Annotated in this window: 22 protein-coding genes and 1 pseudogene; 16 read left to right on the top strand and 7 right to left on the bottom strand. The window is 68.3% G+C overall.

Annotated features, from left to right (window positions below):
* Nucleotides 1–48 precede the first annotated feature (48 nt).
* The 13 genes from atpB (at nucleotide 49) to QE454_RS16765 (ending at nucleotide 11,965) form a co-directional block, all read left to right on the top strand.
* Nucleotides 49–861, top strand: coding sequence for a F0F1 ATP synthase subunit A (gene atpB / locus QE454_RS16825; protein ID WP_103210251.1), 813 nt, complete (start codon nucleotides 49–51; stop codon nucleotides 859–861).
* A 44-nt stretch (nucleotides 862–905) separates the two neighbouring features.
* The gene (atpE, locus tag QE454_RS16820; protein ID WP_043360904.1) at nucleotides 906–1,139 is read left to right on the top strand and encodes a F0F1 ATP synthase subunit C; all 234 of its coding nucleotides are present in this window, start codon (nucleotides 906–908) and stop codon (nucleotides 1,137–1,139) included.
* A 35-nt stretch (nucleotides 1,140–1,174) separates the two neighbouring features.
* Nucleotides 1,175–1,732, top strand: coding sequence for a F0F1 ATP synthase subunit B (locus tag QE454_RS16815; protein ID WP_103210253.1), 558 nt, complete (start codon nucleotides 1,175–1,177; stop codon nucleotides 1,730–1,732).
* The gene (locus QE454_RS16810; RefSeq protein WP_210071967.1) at nucleotides 1,732–2,520 is read left to right on the top strand and encodes a F0F1 ATP synthase subunit delta; all 789 of its coding nucleotides are present in this window, start codon (nucleotides 1,732–1,734) and stop codon (nucleotides 2,518–2,520) included. The genes QE454_RS16815 and QE454_RS16810 overlap by 1 nt, the downstream gene beginning before the upstream one ends.
* Nucleotides 2,521–2,582: 62 nt before the next feature.
* The gene (gene atpA / locus QE454_RS16805) at nucleotides 2,583–4,214 is read left to right on the top strand and encodes a F0F1 ATP synthase subunit alpha (protein WP_103210257.1); all 1,632 of its coding nucleotides are present in this window, start codon (nucleotides 2,583–2,585) and stop codon (nucleotides 4,212–4,214) included.
* 24 nt (nucleotides 4,215–4,238) lie between these two features.
* Complete coding sequence (locus QE454_RS16800; protein ID WP_210071966.1) at nucleotides 4,239–5,138, top strand: F0F1 ATP synthase subunit gamma; 900 nt, start codon at nucleotides 4,239–4,241, stop codon at nucleotides 5,136–5,138.
* Nucleotides 5,139–5,160: 22 nt separating this feature from the next.
* Entirely contained in the window at nucleotides 5,161–6,609 is a 1,449-nt protein-coding gene (atpD, locus tag QE454_RS16795; protein ID WP_210071965.1) for a F0F1 ATP synthase subunit beta, read from the top strand.
* Nucleotide 6,610: 1 nt separating this feature from the next.
* Nucleotides 6,611–6,871, top strand: coding sequence for a F0F1 ATP synthase subunit epsilon (locus tag QE454_RS16790; protein ID WP_058597269.1), 261 nt, complete (start codon nucleotides 6,611–6,613; stop codon nucleotides 6,869–6,871).
* A gap of 70 nt (nucleotides 6,872–6,941) precedes the next feature.
* Complete coding sequence (locus QE454_RS16785; protein WP_210071964.1) at nucleotides 6,942–7,691, top strand: YaaA family protein; 750 nt, start codon at nucleotides 6,942–6,944, stop codon at nucleotides 7,689–7,691.
* 100 nt (nucleotides 7,692–7,791) lie between these two features.
* Nucleotides 7,792–8,454, top strand: coding sequence for a large exoprotein (locus QE454_RS16780; RefSeq protein WP_210071963.1), 663 nt, complete (start codon nucleotides 7,792–7,794; stop codon nucleotides 8,452–8,454).
* A 65-nt stretch (nucleotides 8,455–8,519) separates the two neighbouring features.
* Complete coding sequence (locus tag QE454_RS16775; protein ID WP_307459461.1) at nucleotides 8,520–9,500, top strand: aldo/keto reductase; 981 nt, start codon at nucleotides 8,520–8,522, stop codon at nucleotides 9,498–9,500.
* Between the two features lie 115 nt (nucleotides 9,501–9,615).
* Complete coding sequence (locus tag QE454_RS16770) at nucleotides 9,616–10,389, top strand: PP2C family serine/threonine-protein phosphatase (protein ID WP_210071961.1); 774 nt, start codon at nucleotides 9,616–9,618, stop codon at nucleotides 10,387–10,389.
* 43 nt (nucleotides 10,390–10,432) lie between these two features.
* Nucleotides 10,433–11,965, top strand: coding sequence for an APC family permease (locus tag QE454_RS16765; RefSeq protein ID WP_307459465.1), 1,533 nt, complete (start codon nucleotides 10,433–10,435; stop codon nucleotides 11,963–11,965).
* Nucleotides 11,966–12,001: 36 nt separating this feature from the next.
* Here QE454_RS16765 and QE454_RS16760 read toward each other — a convergent pair whose 3' ends face one another.
* On the bottom strand, nucleotides 12,002–12,985 hold the full coding sequence (locus tag QE454_RS16760) for an asparaginase (protein ID WP_210071959.1): 984 nt from the start codon (nucleotides 12,983–12,985) through the stop codon (nucleotides 12,002–12,004).
* 137 nt (nucleotides 12,986–13,122) lie between these two features.
* Here QE454_RS16760 and QE454_RS16755 point away from each other — a divergent pair, with 137 nt between their 5' ends.
* The gene (locus QE454_RS16755; protein ID WP_307459468.1) at nucleotides 13,123–13,593 is read left to right on the top strand and encodes an OsmC family protein; all 471 of its coding nucleotides are present in this window, start codon (nucleotides 13,123–13,125) and stop codon (nucleotides 13,591–13,593) included.
* Nucleotides 13,594–13,640: 47 nt separating this feature from the next.
* Nucleotides 13,641–14,120, top strand: coding sequence for a hypothetical protein (locus QE454_RS16750; RefSeq protein WP_210071957.1), 480 nt, complete (start codon nucleotides 13,641–13,643; stop codon nucleotides 14,118–14,120).
* Between the two features lie 156 nt (nucleotides 14,121–14,276).
* Here QE454_RS16750 and glpK read toward each other — a convergent pair whose 3' ends face one another.
* The 3 genes and pseudogenes from glpK to QE454_RS16735 form a co-directional block, all read right to left on the bottom strand.
* Nucleotides 14,277–15,788: a glycerol kinase GlpK gene (gene glpK / locus QE454_RS16745; RefSeq protein WP_307459471.1), complete on the bottom strand. Its 1,512-nt coding sequence runs from the start codon at nucleotides 15,786–15,788 to the stop codon at nucleotides 14,277–14,279.
* Between the two features lie 84 nt (nucleotides 15,789–15,872).
* A pseudogene (locus QE454_RS16740) lies at nucleotides 15,873–16,629 on the bottom strand (MIP/aquaporin family protein).
* 121 nt (nucleotides 16,630–16,750) lie between these two features.
* Entirely contained in the window at nucleotides 16,751–18,469 is a 1,719-nt protein-coding gene (locus QE454_RS16735) for a glycerol-3-phosphate dehydrogenase/oxidase (protein WP_307459474.1), read from the bottom strand.
* Nucleotides 18,470–18,581: 112 nt separating this feature from the next.
* On the opposite strand from QE454_RS16735, the gene QE454_RS16730 reads away from it, so the two are divergent.
* Nucleotides 18,582–19,547, top strand: coding sequence for a sugar-binding transcriptional regulator (locus tag QE454_RS16730; protein WP_307459478.1), 966 nt, complete (start codon nucleotides 18,582–18,584; stop codon nucleotides 19,545–19,547).
* Nucleotides 19,548–19,566: 19 nt separating this feature from the next.
* On the opposite strand, the gene dhaM is transcribed toward QE454_RS16730, so the two are convergent.
* From dhaM to dhaK, 3 genes are read right to left on the bottom strand one after another with little or no spacing between them, the layout of a single operon-like run.
* The gene (gene dhaM, locus QE454_RS16725; RefSeq protein ID WP_307459481.1) at nucleotides 19,567–20,286 is read right to left on the bottom strand and encodes a dihydroxyacetone kinase phosphoryl donor subunit DhaM; all 720 of its coding nucleotides are present in this window, start codon (nucleotides 20,284–20,286) and stop codon (nucleotides 19,567–19,569) included.
* Between the two features lie 8 nt (nucleotides 20,287–20,294).
* Nucleotides 20,295–20,930, bottom strand: coding sequence for a dihydroxyacetone kinase subunit DhaL (gene dhaL, locus QE454_RS16720; RefSeq protein ID WP_307459485.1), 636 nt, complete (start codon nucleotides 20,928–20,930; stop codon nucleotides 20,295–20,297).
* Entirely contained in the window at nucleotides 20,927–21,922 is a 996-nt protein-coding gene (dhaK, locus tag QE454_RS16715) for a dihydroxyacetone kinase subunit DhaK (protein WP_210071950.1), read from the bottom strand. The genes dhaL and dhaK overlap by 4 nt, the downstream gene beginning before the upstream one ends.
* Nucleotides 21,923–22,008: the final 86 nt, after the last annotated feature.

The raw sequence follows: 22,008 nt of genomic DNA, 5'->3' as shown, positions 1-22,008 counted from the left end.
ACCATCGTCGCAACGGTTCACACCGATGCCCCGAAGCTGGAGCCAGCGCTGACTACTCAAGCTGCGACCCTGATCACGAACTTCGCGTCCGCGGGTGCCGAGTTCCACCCGCCGTCCATCTCGGAGTTCTTCCCGGATGCGGTGCTGTTCGAGGGCACGATCTTCGCGATCACGCGTATCAACCTCACGCAGATGCTGGCGACGCTGGCCCTCGTTCTCTTCCTCGTGCTCGGCACTCGCCGCATGAAGATCGTCCCCGGCCGCTTCCAGAGCGTCGCCGAGATGGGCCTGGACTTCGTCCGCGTCAACATCGCCGAGGACATCCTCGGACGCAAGGACGGCAAGCGCTTCCTGCCGATCCTCACCACCATCTTCTTCATGGTGCTGTTCATGAACATCACGGGTGTCATCCCGTTCCTGAACATCGCCGGCACCAGCGTCATCGCCGTTCCGATGCTGCTCGCGATCGTGGCCTACGTCACCTTCATCTACGCAGGAATCAAGAAGAGCCCCGCCGGCTTCTTCAAGAACGCGCTGCTGCCCTCGGGCGTCCCGTGGCCGCTGTACATCATCATCGTCCCGCTCGAGTTCCTCTCCACCTTCATCATCCGGCCCGTCACCCTGACGCTGCGTCTGCTGATGAACATGGTCGTCGGTCACCTCATGCTGGTCCTGTTCTTCTCGGCGACGCAGTTCTTCGTCGTGGGGCTCAGCGGATGGTGGACGGCTCTCGGCGCCGGTTCGCTGGCCTTCGGCTTCGCCTTCACCCTGTTCGAAATCTTCGTCGCCTTCCTCCAGGCGTACGTCTTCGCGATCCTCACCGCGGTCTACATCCAGCTCGCGGTCGCAGAAGAGCACTGAGCGGCCCGGCGCACGCCGAGCCACCCAACGAAAGGAAAAAACCCGTGGACGCAACTACGGTTCTCGCCCAGGTCACCGGTAACGTCGCCACGATCGGCTACGGTCTCGCCGCCATCGGCCCCGCCATCGGCGTGGGCATCGTCGTCGGCAAGACGATCGAGGGCGTCGCCCGTCAGCCCGAGCTCGCGGGCCGCCTGCAGGTCCTGATGTTCATCGGTATCGCCTTCACCGAGGCGCTCGCCTTCATCGGTATCGCGACCGGCTTCATCTTCACTTGATCCCGGCCGCTCTCGATTCACTGTAAGGAGACAGGATGCTGAACGCTCTTGTCACTCTCGCCGCGGAGCCCGCGGGGGAAGCGCACAACCCGCTGCTTCCTGCGGTCTACGACATCATCTGGTCGGCGGTGTGCTTCGTCGTCATCATCTTCGTGGTGTGGCGCGTCGCTCTGCCGCGCATGGCGAAGCTGCTCGACGAGCGCAGTGCTGCCATCGAGGGCAACATCGCGAAGGCCGACGAGGCCCAGCGTCAGGCCGAGGCCGCCCTCGAGCAGTACACGGCTCAGCTCGCCGAGGCGCGCCGCGAAGCCGGTGAGATCCGCGAGTCCGCCACTCAGGACGGTCGCAAGATCGTCGCCGAGGCGCGCGAGACCGCGGCAGCCGATGCCGCTCGCATCACCGCGTCCGCTCACGCGCAGATCGAGGCGGAGCGTCAGGCGACCCTCGTGCAGCTGCGCTCCGAGGTCGGTACCCTCGCGGTCGACCTCGCCGGCAACGTGATCGGTGAGACCCTGTCCGACGACGCGCGTGCGAACGCCGTGGTCGACCGCTTCCTCGCCGAGCTCGAGGCGTCCGAGAAGGCGGCCAAGTAATGGGCAGCGCGACCACTCAGGCGCGGACCGCGACGACGGAGGCCCTGGCCTCCACGTCGGGCGTCGATCTCGACGTCGCGCGCGAGCTGTTCGCGGCCGTCGGTGCCGTGAGCGGATCGTCGCAGTTGAGCGGCGCGCTGTCCGACTCGTCGGTGCCGGCCCCCGCTCGCGCGGGGCTGGTCTCGGCCGTCTTCGGCTCCACCTACCGTCCCGCCACGGTCGCCCTGCTCTCCAGCGCCGCCCAGCAGCGCTGGTCGAACGCCGGGCAGTTCGTCGAGGGTCTCGAAGAGCTGGCGATCCAGGCGACCTCGGTCGCCGAGTCGGCGGACATCGAGTCGGAGCTGTTCGCTTTCTCGCGCACCGTCGCGAGCAACGGCGAGCTCGAGCTCGCTCTCGGTGGGCGCCTCGGCGGCGCCTCGGCGAAGGGGTCGCTCGTCTCGACCCTTCTCGACGGCCGCGCGAGCACCGGCACCGCACTCATCGTGTCGTCGCTGGTGCAGCACGCCCGCGGCCGCCGCGTACGCGCCCTGCTTCGCCGGGCCGAGCGCATCGTCGCCGACCAGCGCGCGCGGATCGTCGCCACCGTGTACGCCGCGGCCCCCCTCAGCGCCGAACAGCAGACCCGTCTGCAGAACGCTCTCAGCGCACGTTACGGTTCAGCGGTCACGCTGAACACCGTGATCGACCCGACGGTGGTCGGCGGTCTGCGCGTGCAGGTCGCGGACGACGTCATCGACGCGAGCGTGTCCGCACGTCTCGCTGACCTCCGCCAGCGGATCGCAGGCTAAAGACTTTCCGCCCGAATGGGCGTGGATCTGGGGGCCGAGTGCCCCACGAACGAAGGAAGACAATGGCAGATCTCTCTATCAGCCCCGACGTCATTCGTGACGCGCTGAAGGACTTCGTCAACGCCTACGAGCCCACCGGCGCTGCGGCGACCGAGGTCGGCGCCGTCGTCGACGCGGCCGACGGCATCGCGCACGTCGAGGGCCTTCCGGGCGTCATGGCCAACGAGCTCATCCGCTTCGCGGACGGCACGCTGGGCCTCGCTCAGAACCTCGACGAGAACGAGATCGGTGTGGTCGTCCTCGGCGACTTCGCCGGCATCGAAGAAGGCCAGAGCGTCACTCGCACCGGTGAGGTCCTCTCGGTGGGTGTCGGTGACGGCTACCTGGGTCGCGTCGTCGACCCGCTCGGCAACCCGATCGACGGTCTCGGCGAGATCGCGACCGAGGGGCGTCGTGCGCTCGAGCTCCAGGCTCCCGGCGTCATGCAGCGCAAGAGCGTCCACGAGCCGCTGCAGACCGGCATCAAGGCGATCGACGCCATGATCCCCGTCGGTCGTGGCCAGCGTCAGCTCATCATCGGCGACCGCCAGACCGGTAAGACGGCGATCGCGATCGACACGATCATCAACCAGCGGGCCAACTGGGAGTCCGGCGACGTCAACAAGCAGGTGCGTTGCATCTACGTCGCGATCGGCCAGAAGGGCTCGACCATCGCTTCGGTGAAGGGCGCCCTCGAGGAGGCCGGCGCGATGGAGTACACCACCATCGTCGCCGCCCCGGCCTCCGACCCCGCCGGCTTCAAGTACCTCGCCCCCTACACCGGCTCGGCCATCGGCCAGCACTGGATGTACGGCGGCAAGCACGTGCTGATCATCTTCGATGACCTTTCGAAGCAGGCCGAGGCCTACCGTGCCGTTTCGCTGCTGCTCCGCCGCCCGCCGGGCCGCGAGGCATACCCCGGCGACGTCTTCTACCTGCACTCGCGTCTGCTCGAGCGCTGCGCGAAGCTCTCCGACGAGCTCGGTGCCGGTTCGATGACGGGTCTGCCCATCATCGAGACGAAGGCGAACGACGTCTCGGCGTACATCCCGACCAACGTGATCTCCATCACCGACGGTCAGATCTTCCTGCAGTCCGACCTCTTCAACGCCAATCAGCGTCCCGCTGTCGACGTGGGTATCTCGGTCTCGCGAGTGGGCGGTGACGCTCAGGTCAAGTCGATCAAGAAGGTGTCGGGAACCCTGAAGCTCGAGCTCGCGCAGTACCGCTCGCTCGAGGCCTTCGCGATGTTCGCCAGCGACCTCGACGCGGCTTCGCGTCGTCAGCTCGCCCGCGGTGCGCGTCTGACCGAGCTGCTCAAGCAGCCGCAGTACTCGCCGTACCCCGTCGAGGAGCAGGTCGTCTCGATCTGGGCCGGAACGAACGGGAAGCTCGACACCGTCGAGGTGTCCGACGTCCTGCGCTTCGAGCGCGAGCTGCTGGACTACCTCCGCCGCAACTCGACCGTGCTCGACACCCTGCGCGAGACCAACGTGCTCGGTGACGACACGCTCGCGGAGCTCGAGCAGAAGATCGACGCATTCGCGAAGGAATTCCAGCCCGGCAAGGACCAGGGCGTCGTCGGCGCCGAGAAGGTCGACGCTGCCGAGGCGGAAGACGTCAACCAGGAGCGGATCGTCAAGGGCCGTCGCTGATAGCGACGACACGAGAACGGAATCATGGGCGCACAACTGCGGGTCTACAAGCAGAAGATCTCTTCTGCTCAGACGACCAAGAAGATCACGAAGGCGATGGAGCTCATCGCGGCTTCGCGCATCCAGAAGGCGATGGCGCGTGTGCGCGCGGCATCGCCCTTCGCGCGGGCCGTCACGAGCGCCGTCTCCGCGGTGGCCACGCACTCCTCCGTCGACCACCCGCTGACGACCGAGCGCGAGAACATCCGCCGTTCGGCCCTGGTCGTGTTCACCTCCGACCGAGGCCTGGCGGGAGCGTTCAACTCGCAGATCCTCCGCGAGGCTCTCGAGCTGGCCGAGCTCCTGCGTTCGCAGGGCAAGGACGTGGTGTTCTACCTGGTGGGTCGCAAGGCCGTCGGCTACTTCCAGTTCCGCCGCATGGCGAGCGCCGCGCAGTGGGTCGGTGACACCGACACCCCGCAGTTCTCCACCGCGGAGGAGATCTCGGATGCCGTTCTCCAGGCGTATCGCGCTGGTGGCGACAACGAGGGCGTCGACGAGATCCACCTCGTCTACAACCGCTTCGTCAGCATGATGACGCAGTCGCCCGAGTCGGTGCGCCTGCTTCCGCTCGAGGTGCTCGAGGCCGACGAGGCCCCGGGTCAGGCCGAGATCTACCCGCTCTACGAGTTCGAGCCGGACGCCGAGACCGTGCTCGATGCGCTTCTGCCGGTCTACGTCCAGAGCCGAATCTTCAATGCCCTCCTCCAGTCGTCGGCCGCCAAGCACGCCGCGACGCAGAAGGCCATGAAGTCGGCCAGCGACAACGCCGACAAGCTCATCACCGACTACACCCGCCTGCGCAACAACGCGCGTCAGGCGGAGATCACGCAGCAGATCGCCGAGATCGTCGGCGGCGCCGATGCTCTGGCATCCGGCAAGTAAGTTCCCAAGGAGAGAAGAAGCCATGAGCCTCACCGCCGAGAAGACCGACGCGGCCGTCGTCGGACGCGTCGCGCGCGTCACCGGCCCGGTCGTCGACATCGAGTTCCCGCATGACGCGATCCCCGAGATCTACAACGCGCTGAAGACCACGATCACCATCGGTGACGAGTCGACCGAGATCACCCTCGAGGTCGCTCAGCACCTCGGTGACGACCTCGTGCGCGCCATCGCCCTCAAGCCCACCGACGGCATCGTCCGCGGTCAGGAAGTGCGTGACACCCGCGGCCCCATCTCGGTGCCCGTCGGAGACGTCACCAAGGGCAAGGTCTTCGATGTCACCGGTGAGGTGCTCAACGCCGCTCCCGGTGAGCAGGTCGAGATCACCGAGCGTTGGGGCATCCACCGCAAGGCGCCCAGCTTCGACCAGCTCGAGTCCAAGACCGAGATGTTCGAGACCGGCATCAAGTCGATCGACCTCCTCACCCCGTACGTGCAGGGTGGAAAGATCGGCCTCTTCGGTGGCGCCGGCGTCGGCAAGACCGTCCTGATCCAGGAGATGATCCAGCGCGTCGCGCAGGACCACGGTGGTGTCTCGGTGTTCGCCGGTGTCGGCGAGCGTACCCGTGAGGGCAACGACCTCATCGGCGAGATGGAAGAGGCCGGTGTCTTCGACAAGACCGCCCTCGTGTTCGGTCAGATGGACGAGCCGCCGGGAACGCGTCTGCGTGTCGCGCTGTCGGCCCTGACGATGGCTGAGTACTTCCGTGACGTCCAGAAGCAGGACGTGCTGTTGTTCATCGACAACATCTTCCGCTTCACGCAGGCCGGTTCCGAGGTCTCGACGCTGCTCGGCCGCATGCCCTCGGCAGTGGGTTACCAGCCGAACCTCGCCGACGAGATGGGCGTGCTCCAGGAGCGCATCACCTCCACGCGCGGCCACTCGATCACCTCGCTGCAGGCGATCTACGTCCCCGCCGACGACTACACCGACCCGGCTCCGGCGACCACCTTCGCTCACCTCGACGCGACCACCGAGCTGTCGCGTGAGATCGCGTCGAAGGGCCTCTACCCGGCCATCGACCCGCTCACCTCGACGAGCCGCATCCTCGACCCGCGTTACATCGGTGCCGACCACTACCGCGTGGCCACCTCGGTGAAGCAGATCCTCCAGAAGAACAAGGAACTGCAGGAGATCATCGCCATCCTCGGTGTCGACGAGCTCTCGGAAGAGGACAAGATCGTCGTGTCGCGTGCGCGTCGTATCCAGCAGTTCCTCTCGCAGAACACCTACATGGCCAAGAAGTTCACCGGTGTCGAGGGCTCCACGGTCCCGATCAAGGAGACCATCGAGTCGTTCGACGCGATCGTCAAGGGTGAGTTCGACCACGTTGCCGAGCAGGCGTTCTTCAACGTCGGTGGCATCTCCGACGTCGAGGCCAAGTGGGCGCAGATCCAGAAGGAGAACGGCTGACATGTCGTTGCGCGTGAGCCTGGTGTCGGCCGACGCCGAGGTGTGGACGGGGGAGGCCTCGCTCGTCGTGGCCAAGACCGTCGAGGGTGAGATCGGTTTCATGCAGGGTCATGAGCCGGTTCTCGCGATCCTCGCCCAGGGCGAGGTGCGCATCACCCGCACCGACGGCTCGAAGATCCTCGCCAACGCCGAGGACGGCTTCCTGTCGATGGCGAACGACGAACTCACGATCGTCGCCGGAAACGCGGCACTCGTCTCCTGACACCGTCTCTTTCCCTCGACGCGCGTCGCCCGATTCCGGGCGGCGCGCGTCGTCTGTCTGCGGAGAACCCATGCTCGTCCTTCTGCCCCCGTCCGAGACCAAGCGACCGGGCGGCGACGGCCTCCCTCTCGATCTCGCGGGGCTGCCCCTGCCCTCGTTGAGTGGTGCGCGCAAGACCGTCGTCGATGCGCTGGTCGCTCTCTCCTCCGATGAGGAACAAGCCGCTCGGGTACTCAAGATCAGCGCGAAGCGTCGGCACGAGATCGGCGACAACGCGGCCCTGCGTACCGCGCCGACCATGCCGGCGATCGATCGCTACACCGGGGTCCTCTTCGATGCCCTGGATGCCGCCGGCCTCGACGCCGCGGCGCGTGCCTGGCTCGGCGACCACGTGATGATCCAGTCCGCGCCGTTCGGACCGGTCGGAGCTCTCGATCACATCCCGGCCTATCGTCTCGCCGCGGGCACGTCGCTGCCGGGCACTCCGGCGCTGCGACGCATCTGGGCAGACGCCGTGAGCCAGGCGTGGGCAGAGCTTCGGCCGGACTTCGTCCTCGACCTGCGCTCGGAGGCGTACGCCGCGCTCGGTCCCCTTCCCGCGGGGGTGGCGGCGGTGTATGTCCGCGTGATGAGCGAGGACTCCGGCGGCGAGGCGCGCGCCCTCAACCACTTCAACAAACACGCGAAGGGGGAGCTGGTCCGGGCGCTGGCCGTGCAACGAGCGCGGATCGAGACCGTCGACGACCTTCATGAATGGGCGGAGGGCGCGGGGTGGACGCTCCGTGCCGGAGCACCCGGCGAGGTGGCGCTGATTGTATAACTCTCGCGCACCCCTGTCAGGAAAGTCTCAGGATCGCTAGCATGTGAGACGCGGGGGGCGCATGGATGCTTCCCGCGCACTCGCTTGGAAAGGAACTCGCATGAGTGACTCCTACTACTACGACGACGGGAGCGGTGCCGCCGCTCTCGCAGCAGTCTTGCTCGTCCTGATCCCGATCCTCTTCATCCTCGCTGTCGCGGCATACGTGATCTCGTCGTTCCTCTACATGAAGATCTTCGAGAAGGCCGGGGTGCAGGGCAAATGGCGCGCCTGGGTGCCCGTATACAACGGCCTCATCGCCGCCAAGCTCGGCGATGTCTCGCCGTGGGTGGTCCTGATCGTCGCGGTCGCCTCGAGCGTGCTCTCGAACATCCCGGTCATCGGCCCGATCTTCAGCCTCGCGATCCTTGCGGTCGCGGTCATGTACTCGTACCGCATCGGCCTCAAGCTCGGTAAGGACTGGCCGCTGCTCCTGCTGTGGTTGATCCCCGGCATCGGCGCGCTCATCTGGCTCGCGATCATCGCGTTCAGCAACAACCGATGGAACCCGGCGATCGCTCCCGCGCCGTGGGCCAACTCCTTCCTCGCCGACAAGACGGTGTGGAACGGCATCCCCGTTCAGCCGAGTCAGCCCGTCGCCGGCAACGGTGGCGGATACGCCGGCCCCGGCTACGGCGCGCCCCCGGCGCAGCAGCCGTACAACCCGCCGGCCACGGGTACGACCCCGCCGCCTCCGGCTCCGCCGGCAGGCCCCCAGGTCTGACGTCATCGAAGGGCTCCTCGTCATGACGGGGAGCCCTTCGTCGTGCGCGGCGATAGCGTGGAGGGATGACGTCTCCCGTTCTTCCCCTCCGCGGCGTAGGCCGTTCCGGACTCCGCGTCTCCGCGGTAGGCCTCGGCTGCAACAACTTCGGGCGCGCGGGCACGGCGACCGAGACGATCGAGGGCACGCGGGCGGTACTCGACGCCGCCATCGGGGCGGGGGTGACCTTCCTCGACACCGCCGACATGTACGGACGCGAGTTCGGTCTGTCCGAGAGCCTGCTGGGAGAGGCTCTCGAGGGACGACGCGACCAGGTCGTCCTCGCGACGAAGTTCGGGCACGCCGACTTCGCGCCGGCGATCTCGGGAGGGGCGAAGGGGTCCCGCACGCATGTGCGCCGCGCCGTCGAAGCCTCGCTGCGTCGCCTGCGGACGGACTGGATCGATCTCTACCAGCTGCACACGCCCGATCCGTCGACCCCGATCGATGAGACGCTCGACGCTCTGAGCGACCTGGTTCGTGAGGGCAAGGTTCGTTACGTCGGCCACTCGAACTTCGCGGGGTGGCAGATCGCCGAAGCCGACCACGCGGCGAGGGGGGTGCGTTTCGTCTCGACCCAGAATCAGTACAGCCTGCTCGCGCGCGCCGCAGAGCGTGAGGTCATTCCCGCGGCTGAGCGCTACGGTCTGGGTCTCCTGCCCTTCTTCCCCCTGCACAACGGACTGCTCACCGGCAAGTTCACGCGTGACGGCGGGCCGGAGGACAGTCGCATCATGCGCCAGAGACCGCACCTGTGGAGTGAGGCGCCGTGGGACGCGCTCGAGCGCTACCAGGCGTTCTGCGACGCTCGCGGCATCAGCATGCTCGAGGCGACCTTCGCCTGGTTCCTGTCCAAGCCCGTCGTCTCGAGCGTGATCGCCGGAGCGACGAGTCCCGAGCAGGTCCGAGCGAACGCCGCCGCGGCTACCGCGTGGACGCCGAGCGGGGAGGACCTCGTCGAGCTCGATGGCATCCTGCCCCTTCCCGCGGATCCTGCCGCGGGGTGATCGACACGGAGGTCAGGCGCACGTGCGGCGCGTCCGCGGATCGGGGGCGAGCGTCGACTAAGATGACAGGGCCGTGCGGTTCCGCCGGCGCAGTCGGCCAACCGGAGGATCGTTCGTGCCCGAGGTGACCACCCACACGCGCACCGTCTCGCTCGGCGAAACCGTCCTCGAGCTGTCGTGGGCAGCGAGCACCGAGGTCGGACGTCGCCGCGAGGTCAATCAAGATGCGGTCTTGGCCGACTACCCGCTGTTCGTGGTGGCCGACGGTATGGGCGGACACCTGGGCGGAGAGATCGCCAGCGCGAGCACCGTCGAACGTCTCCGCGCCGTCGTCGCGACCGGTCCCGTCTCGACCAAGAACATCGAGAAGGCCCTGTCCCGCGCGGTCAAAGACATCGTGGCCCACCCGGAGACGACCGACGAGGGCACCGGCACCACGCTCACGGGCGTATACCTCGAGACCCAGACGGACGAACCCCACTGGGTGACCCTGAACATCGGCGACTCGCGCGTGTATCTTCTGCGCGACGGCGAGATCGTCCAGGTGACGACCGATCACTCGGTGGTCCAAGAGCTCATCGCGGCGGGACGCCTCAGTCCCGAAGAGGCGGAGAACCACCCCTACGGCAACGTCATCACGCGGGCCGTCGGCCCGAGCGACAGCGTCAAGCCCGACTATCTTCGCCTCGACGTGCTCGACGGTGACCGCTTCGTCATCTGCTCCGACGGTTTGACCAAGGAGCTCACCGACTTCGGCATCCGTCATTTCCTCGAGGCGAACGCCGACCCGGCCGCGGCCGTCGACGCGATGATGGGGGCCGCGCTCGAGAACGGTGGGCGCGACAACATCTCGATCGTCGTGCTCGACGTCATCCGTCGCCCCGCATAAATTCATCTTGACCGCGGAGACCCGCGGATTCTACGTTCGGCATATGACCTCCGCACCCGAACGGACGGCCGGCAAAGGCCTGGCCGCCGGCACCCTCGGCCTCTGGGGCTCGACCGTGATCGGTCTGGCATCCACCGCTCCGGTGTATTCCCTCGTCGCCACCCTCGGATTCGTCGTGCTCGCGGTGGGGGCTTCGGCTCCGATCGCTTTCGTCCTCGCGTTCATCCCGATGCTGTTCATCGCCTTCGCCTATCGCGAGCTCAACAACGACGTGCCCGATTGCGGGACCACGTTCACCTGGAGCACGAAGGCCTTCGGTCCGTGGGCCGGGTGGATGGGCGGCTGGGGCGTGGCGGTCGCCGGAATCGTCGTGCTCGCCAATCTCTCGCAGATCGCGGGTGTCTACCTCTGGTCCCTCGTCGGCGACGGCTCTCTCGCCCAGAACGTGCCGCTCGTCACCGCCACCGGCGTCGCGTTCATCGCGGCGATGACCTTCATCAGCTACCGCGGTGTCGAGATCGGCGAGCGGATCCAGAACATCCTGCTCGCGGTGCAGTACGTCGTGCTCGCGCTGTTCGTGGTGCTGGCGCTGTGGAAATTCTTCGACGGCACCGCGCCGAACCCCACGCCTTTCGACCTCGCATGGTTCAACCCGTTCGGTTTCACGGACTGGAGCGGGTTCACCGAGGCGGTTCTGCTCGCCCTCTTCATCTACTGGGGCTGGGACACCTGTCTGGCGCTCAACGAAGAGACCAAGGACCCCCAGCGCATCCCCGGGCGCGCGGCATTGCTCACGACCGTCATCCTGCTCGGCACGTACGTCACGGTCACCGTCGCGGCGATGATGTACGCCGGGGTCGGAGAAGACGGGGCGGGCCTGGCCAACCCCGCGAACGCCGACGACGTGTTCCTCGCCCTCAAGGACGATCTGTTCGGTCCGTTCGGATGGGTCCTCGTCGTCGCGGTGCTCATCTCGGCGGTGTCGTCCACGCAGACCACCATCCTCCCCACGGCGCGCGGAACGCTCGCCATGGCCGCGTACAAGGCACTGCCGCATCGTTTCCAGACGGTGCACCCCCGCTACCGCACACCGTCGTTCTCGACCCTCGTGATGGGGATCGTCGCCAGCGTCTACTACGTGGGCATGACGCTCATCAGCGACAACATCCTGCAGGACTCGATCCTGTCGCTCGGCCTCGCCATCGCCTTCTACTACGCCATGACCGGCTACGCCTGCGTCTGGTACTACCGCCGCCAGCTGTTCTCCTCGGCGAAGAGCCTCGTCTATCGCGGCATCCTGCCCCTGCTCGGAGCCCTCATGCTGACCTACGCCTTCGTGCAGTCGGCGATCGACATGTACGACCCCGAGTACGGCAACACCGTGCTGCTGGGCATCGGGGGCACCTTCGTGGTCGGAATCGGTGCGCTCGCGCTCGGCGTCGTCCTGATGATGCTCTGGTTCGTGTTCCCGGCGGCCAAGCCGTTCTTCCGGGGGGAGAGCCTCAATCGCGAAACCGAGGTGCTCGTGCCGGACGAGCCGATCGCCCACCCTCGATCGGTCGACGGAGGTATCTGACTCGAAGCGCCCCGCGTCGCGCAGGACGAGATCGGGTCAGACGGCGGAGCGGATGGAGCCGACCTCGTGGCCGCCGCCCAGGACCGACAGCGAGAGCTGCGCGACGGTGTCGGCGACCTCCTGCGAGGTGAGGGCACCGACGCGTTCGAGCAGCCGCAGGGCGACGACGTGTCCGGCGCGGTTGGAGCCGTCGAGCATCTTCAGAGCGACCGTGGTGCCGTCGGGTGCGGTCATGACCTGCACACCCTCGGCGCCCATCTTCGAGAAGACGCCGAGTCGCTCGATGACCACCGTGTCGGGGCGACCGGGGCCGTCGATCGTCCACGGGTTCTCTTTCACCGCGCGCACGAGCGTGCCGGCGCTGCGGTGCAGCGCGAAGGGGGAGCGCTCCGACGACGTCGCGATGCGCTGGATGGCTCGAGCGAGCCCGACGAGGCTCATGGCGTAGACGGGAGCGCCGCAGCCGTCGATCGCGGTCGTCGTCATACGCTCACCCACGAGACGCTCGATGACCTCGCGGATGTGCGCCTGGAGCGGGTGCTGCGGGTCGAGGTAATCGCCCGTGCTCCAGCCGTTGGCCACGCACGTCACGAGCATCGCGGCGTGCTTGCCCGAGCAGTTCATGCGCAACGGCGAGGGGGAGGCGTGGTCGCGCACCATCTCGTCACGCGAGGCGGTGTCGGTGGGCCACGCGGCGGGGCAGCCCAGGTCGTCCTCGGTGAGGCCGGCGGCCTGCAGGATGCCGCGGGCCACCTCGGCGTGACGCTCGGTGCCCGCGTGGCTCGCCATCGAGATCGCGAGACGCTCGTCGGCCAGCTCGGCTCCGGCCGACAGGCACGCCAGGGCCTGGAGCGGTTTCATGCTCGAGCGGGGGAGGAACAGGGCGCCCGCCTCGCCGAGTGAGAGCTTCTCGGTCCCGTCGGGCGCGAGGACCACGGCGACGCCGTAGTGACGGGATTCGACGAAGCCGTTGCGGTCCACGACGGCGAGTTCGACGGAGGCGGGAGGTGTTGCGGGCATCCCTCCATCGTATCCGGCCGGCCCCTCTTCCACGGGGGCGGCCAGATCGCATGAGCGGCCGGGAATCGTCACTCCCAGGGATCGCCGGGCGGCGTTCCTCGACGCCTCCTGCCGCGAGGACGGGGCAGACTGGGGGCATGAACGGAGAGCATCACTACCGCCTGCGCTCGACCTGGACCGGCGATCTGGGAACGGGCACGAGCGGGTATCGCGACTACGAGCGTTCCGTGACCCTCGAGGTCGACGGCAAGCCCGCGATCGCGGCATCCGCCGACAAGCCCTTCCGGGGCGACCCGGCCAAGTGGAACCCCGAGGAGCTGCTGATCGCGGCGCTGAGCGAGTGCCATCTGCTGTCGTATCTGCACGCGTGCGTCACGACCGGTGTCGTCGTCACCGCCTACGAGGACGATGCTTCGGGGACGATGCAGGAGGACGGCAACAGCGGGGGAGCGTTCACCGAGGTCGTCCTTCGCCCCCGCGTGCGCGTGGCCGAGGAGTCGATGGTCGAGGCTGCGCTGGCCGCTCACCGGCAGGCGCGTGAGTGGTGCTTCATCGCCAACTCGGTGAACTTCCCCGTGCGACACGAGCCCGAGGTCACCGCAGGCTGAGCGCCGCGCGTCGCGGGAGGCGCGGTCGGGCGTCGTACAGTGAGCGCATGCAGCTCGAACCCGCCCTGCGCCGCCTCGACCGGATCGCCGGCGGGCGCCAGGCCGATCACCGCGTCTCCGTCTCCGCCGATCCGAAGGTGCACCGCGCCTTCCGGGCGATCACGTTGCTGCTGGTCGTGGGTTTCGTGCTGGGTGTCGCAACGGTCGCGGTCGCCTTCGTCATGACCCTGAACGGCGAAGACGTCGGTTTCGCGGTGTGGATGCGGTGCCTCGTGGTGCTCGCGATCACCACCACGCTGTTCTACTTCCTCTGGCGCGCCCGCGCCGGGTGGTACTGGGCGTTCCGCCGCCTGCAGTTGTTCAGCCGCATCTTCCCCATCGTCGCCCTCGTGCTCGCGGCGATCCCCGGTCTCTACCCCTTCTGGGTCGTGACCGAGCAGATCCTCTTCGCGATCCTGCTCATCGGCGTCTCGGACTACCTGCTCTCCGACGCCGTGCGTGCGGCGTATCCCAAGCCGCAGCGTTGAGGGTCGCGGCATCCGGATGCCGCACACCCGGCGTCTCGAGAGGGTGACGCCCCCGCCACATGCTCAGCGGCCTCGCCCCCGTGCGAAAGGGCACGCGAACGACGGAACCCCGCCGGCTCGAGGCCGACGGGGTTCCGTCGTGAGGGAGGGGCGGGATCAGCGCACGTCGTCGTCGATCCAGTCCATCGACTTGGTGACGGCCTTCTTCCACAGGCGCAGTTCGCGCTCGCGCTCGCCGTCGTCCATGTTCGGCTCCCAGCGCTTGTCTTCCTGCCAGTTGGCGCGCAGGTCGTCGAGGTTGTCCCAGAAACCCACGGCGAGGCCCGCGGCGTAGGCGGCCCCGAGGGCGGTGGTCTCGGCGACGACCGGACGTACGACCGGCACGCCGAGGATGTCGGCCTGGAACTGCATGAGGGCGTCGTTGGCGGTCATGCCGCCGTCGACCTTGAGCTCGGCCAGCTCGACGCCGGAGTCGGCGTTGACCGCGTCGAGGACCTCGCGCGACTGGAAGGCGGTGGCCTCGAGGGCCGCGCGGGCGATGTGACCGCGGTTGACGTAGCGGGTCATACCCACGATCGCGCCGCGGGCGTCGGGACGCCAGTACGGTGCGAACAGGCCCGAGAACGCCGGCACGAAGTACACGCCGCCGTTGTCGTCGACGCTCTCGGCGAGCTTCTCGACCTCGGGGGCCGAGGAGATGATGCCGAGCTGGTCGCGCAGCCACTGGATGAGCGAGCCGGTCACGGCGATCGAGCCCTCGAGCGCGTAGCGCGCGGGCTGGTCGCCCAGCTTGTACCCGAGCGTCGTCAGCAGGCCGTTCTTGGAGTGGACGATCTCTTCGCCCGTCTGGAAGATGAGGAAGTTACCCGTTCCGTAGGTGTTCTTGCTCTCGCCCGGGTCGAAGGCCGCCTGGCCGAAGGTCGCCGCCTGCTGGTCGCCCAAGATGCCCGCGATCGGGGTCTCGCGCAGCAGCGACGAAGACTCGACGGTGCCGTAGACCTCGGAGGAGGAGCGGATCTCGGGGAGCATCGAGACGGGGACGCCGAAGTCCGCGAGGATGTCCTCGCGCCACGAGAGCGTCTCGAGGTCCATGAAGAGCGTGCGGCTGGCGTTGGTGACGTCGGTGGCGTGAACGCCGCCGTCGATGCCGCCGGTGAGGTTCCACAGCACCCAGCTGTCGGTCGTGCCGAACAGCAGGTCGCCGGCCTCGGCCTTCTCACGCGCTCCGTCGACGTTCTCGAGGATCCACACGATCTTGGTCCCCGAGAAGTAGGTCGCCAGCGGCAGGCCCACGATGCTCTTGTAACGCTCGGGGTCGCCGTCCGCGAGGCGGTCGACGATCGACTGCGTGCGCGTGTCCTGCCAGACGATGGCGTTGTACACGGGCTTGCCCGTGTTCTTGTCCCACACGACCGCGGTCTCGCGCTGGTTGGTGATGCCGACGGCGGCGATGTCGTGGCGGGTGATGTCGGCGCGGCTGAGGGCCAGGCCGATCACCTCCTGGGTGTTGCGCCAGATCTCGGCGGGGTCGTGCTCGACCCATCCCGCGCGCGGGAAGATCTGCTCGTGCTCCTTCTGTCCGACGGAGACGACGCTCCCGGACTTGTCGAAGATCATCGCGCGCGTCGAGGTCGTGCCCTGGTCGATGGCGAGGACGTAGTCGGCCATGGATGGACTCCTTTGTCAGTGTCTGTTACGGGTGAAGAGGATGAGATGAGGGGAGGGGCGTCGGGAGACGTCCCGCGAGGGTGACTACTTGCCGAGGCTCAGGAGCACCGGGGCCAGCAGACCCGCCAGCAGACCACCGACGAGGGGGCCGGCGACCGGAACCCACGCGTAGCCCCAGTCGCTCGAACCCTTGCCCTTGATGGGGAGGAGGGCGTGGGCGATGCGGGGGCCGAGGTCACGGGCCGGGTTGATCGCGTAACCGGTCGGGCCGCCGAGGGAGGCGCCGATACCGACGACGAGCAGGGCCACGGGGACGGCCGCGAGGCCGCCGATGCCGCCGGGGACGCCGATGTCGGCCACGCCGTAGTCGCCGAAGCCGAAGATCACGAACACCAGGACGAAGGTGGCGATGACCTCGGTGAGGAAGTTGAAGCCGTACGAGCGGATGGCGGGACCGGTCGAGAAGACGCCGAGCTTGGCGGCTGGGGTCGGGCTCGTCGTCGAAGTGCTGCTTGTACGAGGCCCAGGCCAGGACGGCGCCGATGATGGCACCGACCATCTGCGCGGCGACGGCTACGAGGAACTGGACGAAGGAGATCTTGCCGGCGACCAGGAGGCCGATCGAGACGGCGGGGTTCAGCTGGGCGCCGGAGTATGCGGAGACGATGACACCGGCGAAGACCGCCAGGCCCCATCCCCAGTTGACCATCAGGGTGCCGCCGGCGTTGCCCTTGGTCTTGGCGAGGGCCACATTGGCGACCACGCCGCAGCCCAACAGGATGAGCATGGCGGTGCCTACGACCTCCGAGAGGAAGTACAGCCCCAGGTTCACTTCTTGCATGTCGTCATCGACCTTTCTTTCGTCACCCGGACACCTTCGGCTCGGGTGGTAGTGCGGCTCGGTGCTCCGAACCTACGGCTCACGTGCGGGCGTGCAACAGGTGGCACGCCCGCACGTTCTCTCAGATTCGGGCCACCCCGGCCTGTGCCAGGTCGACACGGTGGGCGGAGCGCAGAATCTCCGTCGTTCGAGCCACTTCTTCCTCGACACGGGTCGCGTCCCAACCGAGGGGCTCGGCGACCGCCTCGGCGACCTCCTGCAGCGTGCGCTCGCTCATACCGCCGACGAAGGCCAGGTGCGTGCGGCGCAGCACCACGTCGATCAGGTGCACGACCTGCTCGTTCTTCGCGATGAAGGCGAGCTCCTCGCGGTAGTACCCGGCAGCGTCGGGAACCGGCGTGGGCTCGGCGGGGAGGGCGGCCAGGACGGCGTCGGCGCGGGTGCCGTAGCGCTCGAGCATGGCCTCGACGAGCGCGGCCGAGTGCGCATTCGTGCGTGCGGCGATCCAGCGACGACGCTGCTCGGGGGTGGTGGGGAAGCCCGCGCCGCCGCCGATCGGCAGGCCCTGGGTGCTGACGCGGTGCGGACGACGCAACTTCTGCAGCGTCTTCATGCTGAGGTGCTCGGCGAGAGCGCGGAAGGTGGTCCACTTTCCCCCGACCAGGCTCATGGCCGGAACGCCCGCGATCTCGTCCTCGACGATCCGGTAATCGCGCGAGACGAAGCCGGGAGCGGTGTCGTCGTGGCGGGGGAGCGGGCGGATGCCCGAGAACGTGTAGACGATCTGCGAACGGTCCACGCCGATGCTCGGGAACACGTGACCGATGAGGTCGAAGAAGTACTCGATCTCGTCGTCGGTGCACACGACGGGCTTCGCGGGGTCGGCGTCGATGTCGGTGGTGCCGACGAGCACGCGGTCCTTGAGGGGGTAGATCAGCACGATGCGGCCGTCGGAGTGCTCGAAGAAGATCTCACGGCCACCGGTTGCGGCGAGCAGTTCGGGGTTGTCGAGAACGATGTGCGAGCCCTTGGTCCCGCCCATGAAGGTCGTGTCGAGACCCATGGCGGAGTTCGCGAGGTCGGTCCAGGGGCCGGCCGTGTTGAGGATCACCTTCGCCTTGACGCTGAATTCCTCGCCCGAGACCTCGTCGCGCACGCGGACCCCGTTCGCGTCCGCGCCCACGGCCGAAACATAGTTGACGGCCTGAGTACGGCCGGCGCCCGCCTCGATGCCGTCGCGCAGGACGTCGAGGGCGATGCGCTCGGGGTCGTGCATCGACGCGTCGAAGTACGTGGCCGTGTAGGCCAGGTCGGGGTTGAGCTTCGGCAGCTCCGTCAGGGACTTCTTCTTGCCGAGGAACTTGTGGCGGGGAACCGAGCCGCCGTCGCGCGAGAAGGTGTCGTACATGATCAGGCCGACCTTGATCAGCAGGGCGCCGCGCTCGTTGGGCTTGCCGCGACCGTGCGTCACGAGGAGACGGAAGGGCGCCGACAGGATGCCGGAGAACGTCTTGTAGATCGGGATCGTCGTCTCGAGCGGCTTCACGTAGTGGGGGGCCGTCTTGAGCAGGTCGTTGCGCTCGGTCACCGCTTCTTTCACGAGACGGAACTCGCCGTTCTCGAGGTAGCGGATGCCGCCGTGGACCATGTGGCTGGAGGCCGAGGAGGCGCCGGAGACGAAGTCGCCCCGCTCGACGAGCGCGACGCTGACGCCCTGGAGGGCGAGGTCGCGGAGAGTGGCGAGGCCGTTGATGCCCCCACCGATGATGAGGACGTCGAGGTCTTCGGCGTCGCGGAGCGCCTGGACGTCGGCGCGGAGCGGAGTTGCGGGGGACGACATGTCGACTGCGACCTTTCGTTGTTGGTACGACGATCACAATGCGCCTGTCTGCACGTTGTTGCAAGCCCCTTGAACAAACGTGCAGAATAGTGTTCATGAAGGTATTCCGACGGTGGTGACGCAAGCGGAGGAGCGCTCCCGCGACGCCCTGCGCGCGGCGCAGCTCTACTACATGCAGGACCTCACGATGGATGCCATCGCGCACGAGATGCGGGTCTCCCGTTCGTCCGTGTCGCGCCTGCTGCAGCATGCCCGCGACGTGGGGCTGGTCACCATCTCCATCAGCCCGCCCGACGACGCCCGGGGTCAGATGGCTCAGCGGATCGCGGACCGCTTCGGCATCACGGCGCACGTCGTGCCCACCCCCGCGCGCACCTCGGAGGCCGAGCGTCTCGAGCGCACGGCGCTGACCGCGGCGCGCATCCTCGCCGAGCGCGTCGAATCGTCGATGACGGTGGGCGTCGCCTGGGGTTCCACCCTCTCCGCCGTCGCGCGCCACGTCCCGCAGAAAGACGTGCACGACACCCACATCGTCCAGATGAACGGCGCGGCGAACGTCCGCACCTCCGGCATCCCCTACGCGGGGGAGATCCTGTCGAAGCTCGGCGCCGCGTGGTCGTCGTCGGTGCACCAATTCCCGGTGCCCGCGCTGTTCGACGACCCGCACACGAAGCAGGCGATGTGGCGGGAGCGGTCGGTGCGTTCCGTGCTGGAGATCCAGCAGCGCGTCGGGTTGTTCGTCTTCGGCCTCGGCTCGCCCCATGCCGACGTGCCCTCGCATGTGTACAGCGGCGACTATTTCGACGAGCGCGACCGCGCGGTCATCGAGCGCGAGGGCGTGGTCGGCGACTGCGCGACCGTGTTCTACCGCGCGGACGGCTCGAGTGACATCCCCCAGCTCAACGCACGCTCCAGCGGCCCCGATCTCGACACGGTCCGGCGCATCCCGCGTCGCTTCTGCGTCGTGTCGAGCCTGTCCAAGCTCGACGGACTGCGTGGAGCGCTCGCTGCGGACCTCGTGACCGAACTGGTCGTCGAGGAGTCGCTCGCGCGGCGTCTGCTGAGCGTCACGCGCTGACGCAGGCCGCGCCGAGCGCTCACCGCTCGCCGAACCCGTCGTCGACGAGCGCCCGGAGTTCCGCCAGCGCTGCCTCGGCCTCGGGGCCCGACGCGCGCACCCGCACGCGTGATCCCTGACGGATCCCCAGCGCCATCAGCGCGAGCAGGCTCCGCCCCGATACTTCGTCGGCACCGGTCTCGAGGTCGGCGATGCGCACTTCGGCATCGTGCCGCGAAGCGGCCTTGACGAAGGCGGCGGCCGGTCGTGCGTGCAGCCCGGAGGGGTTGGTGACGACGGCTTCGAACGAGAGCGCCTCTCCGGCCGGGTCGACTCCCGTATCGCCGACACCGGATGCCGCCCCCTCGGCGTCGGCGCCCAGCTGCCGTGCCTTCGCGGCGGCGGCGGTGGCGCACTCGCGGGCCACGGTCTCGATGTCGCCCCCACCCGCGGCGGTCACCACGGCGGCCACGAGCCCCTCCACGAAGGGGGCGGGACTCAGACGGACGCGCTCGGGTGCGGCGACGAACTCCAGAGCCGTCTCGGCGCTGAGGATCGCAGAGCCGAGGTCCATCAGCACGAGGACCCCGTCTCCGGAGTCGGCCTCGTCGATGGCCGCGGCGATGGCTACGGCATCCGTTCCGAGATCGTCGTCGGGACCGCCTGCGGCGACGCGAACCGTCGGCGGTGTCTCGCCTCCCATCTGCAGGGCGAGGTGCACGGCGGCCTCGGCGAGAGCGCGGGAGTGCGAGACGGCCACGAGACCGATCACTCGGCGGCCGCCAGGGTGTCGCTCAGCGCCTGCAGAAGCAGGGTCGCGGACGTCGCGCCGGGGTCGAGGTGCCCCGCGCTGCGTTCGCCGAGATAGCTCGCGCGACCCTTGCGGGCGATGAGCGGCTCGGTGGCGTCGCGCCCCCGGGCCGCGGCCTCGGCGGCGGCCCGGGCGGCCGTGGCGGGGCCCTCGTGGGCTGCGGCATCCCAGGCGTCGACGGCGGGCGAGAGGGCATCGATCATGGTCTTGTCGCCGAGCTCGGCCTTCCCGCGGGCGACGACCCCGTCGACGCCGGCGCGCAGGGCGGCGCCCAGGGCATCGGCATCGATCTGTCCCCCTGCGGCGAGGGCGGGGCCCATGCGGAGGAAGAACGTGCCGTAGAGCGGGCCGCTGGCACCGCCGACCGTCGAGACGAGGGTCATGCCGACGGTCTTGAACAGATCGGCCGCACTCGCCGGGACGGGGTCGAGCTTGGCGACCACCGCGTCGAGACCTCGCGCCATGTTCGAGCCGTGATCGGCGTCGCCGATCTCGGAGTCGAGGCGGGTGAGTTCGTCTTTCTGCTGCTGCACGGCCTCGTGGAACGCGCGGATCCATGCCACCAGATCGTCGGTCGAGACGGAGCCGCTCATGCGCCCCACCGCAGACCGGGGGTCACGACGGGGGCGTCCCACAGGCGGAGCATCTCTTCGTCGGCCTTGACGACGGTCAACGACGCCCCGGCCATGTCGAGGCTCGTGATGTAGTCGCCGATCAGCACGCGCTGGATGTCGACGCCGGCCGCGGCGAGCAGCGGTGCGACCTCGCCGTAGAGCAGATACTGCTCGATCAGCGGGGTGCCGCCGAGGCCCGACAGCAGCACGATCGCCGGCCCGACGGGCTCGCCGAAGTCGTGGACGATCGGATCGACCATGAGCTTCGCGATCTCTCGAGCGGATGCCAGCTTCACGCGCGAACGGCCGGGTTCGCCGTGGATGCCGACGCCGACCTCCATCTCATCGTCGGGGAGCTCGAAGGTGGGTCGGCCCGCCGCGGGGACGGTGCAGCTGGTCAGGGCAACGCCCATCGAGCGGCCGGCGGACGAGACGCGGCGGGCGAGATCGGCGACGGAGGCGAGGTCGGCTCCCTCTTCCGCGAGGGCGCCGACGACCTTCTCGAGGATCACGGTGGTGCCGGTGCCGCGGCGGCCCGCGGTCCAGGTGGAGTCGGTGACGGCGACGTCGTCGGCGACCACGACGGACTCGACCTGCACGCCCGAGGCCTCGGCGAGCTCCGCCGCCATCTCGAAGTTCAGCACGTCGCCGGTGTAGTTCTTCACGATGTGCAGCACGCCCGCACCCGAATCGACCGCCTGCGTCGCGGCGAGCACCTGGTCGGGGGTGGGGGAGGTGAACACCTCGCCGGCCGCTGCGGCGTCGAGCATGCCGAGACCGACGAAACCGCCGTGCAGGGGCTCGTGACCGGATCCGCCGCCCGACACGAGCGCCACTTTGCCCGCGCGTGTCGGCTCCGCCCGCAGAATGACGCGGTTCTCGGCATCCACCCGGACGTTCGGATGAGCTGCTCGGATGCCGCGGAGGGCCTCCGCCAACACGTCGGCGGGGTCGTTGACGAACTTCTTCACGGTGCCTCCTCGTTGTGGCGACGACGGTTCGGGCCGTCGGTTTCGACCCTGCTCGCGGGGGGCCGTCACGTCAAGGAGGAAAAGCC

The sequence above is a fragment of the Microbacterium sp. SORGH_AS_0454 genome (assembly GCF_031453395.1).
Lineage (GTDB): Bacteria > Actinomycetota > Actinomycetes > Actinomycetales > Microbacteriaceae > Microbacterium.
Note: the sequence above shows the minus strand (reverse complement) of the source record. Positions and strands in the feature narration are given on the sequence as shown.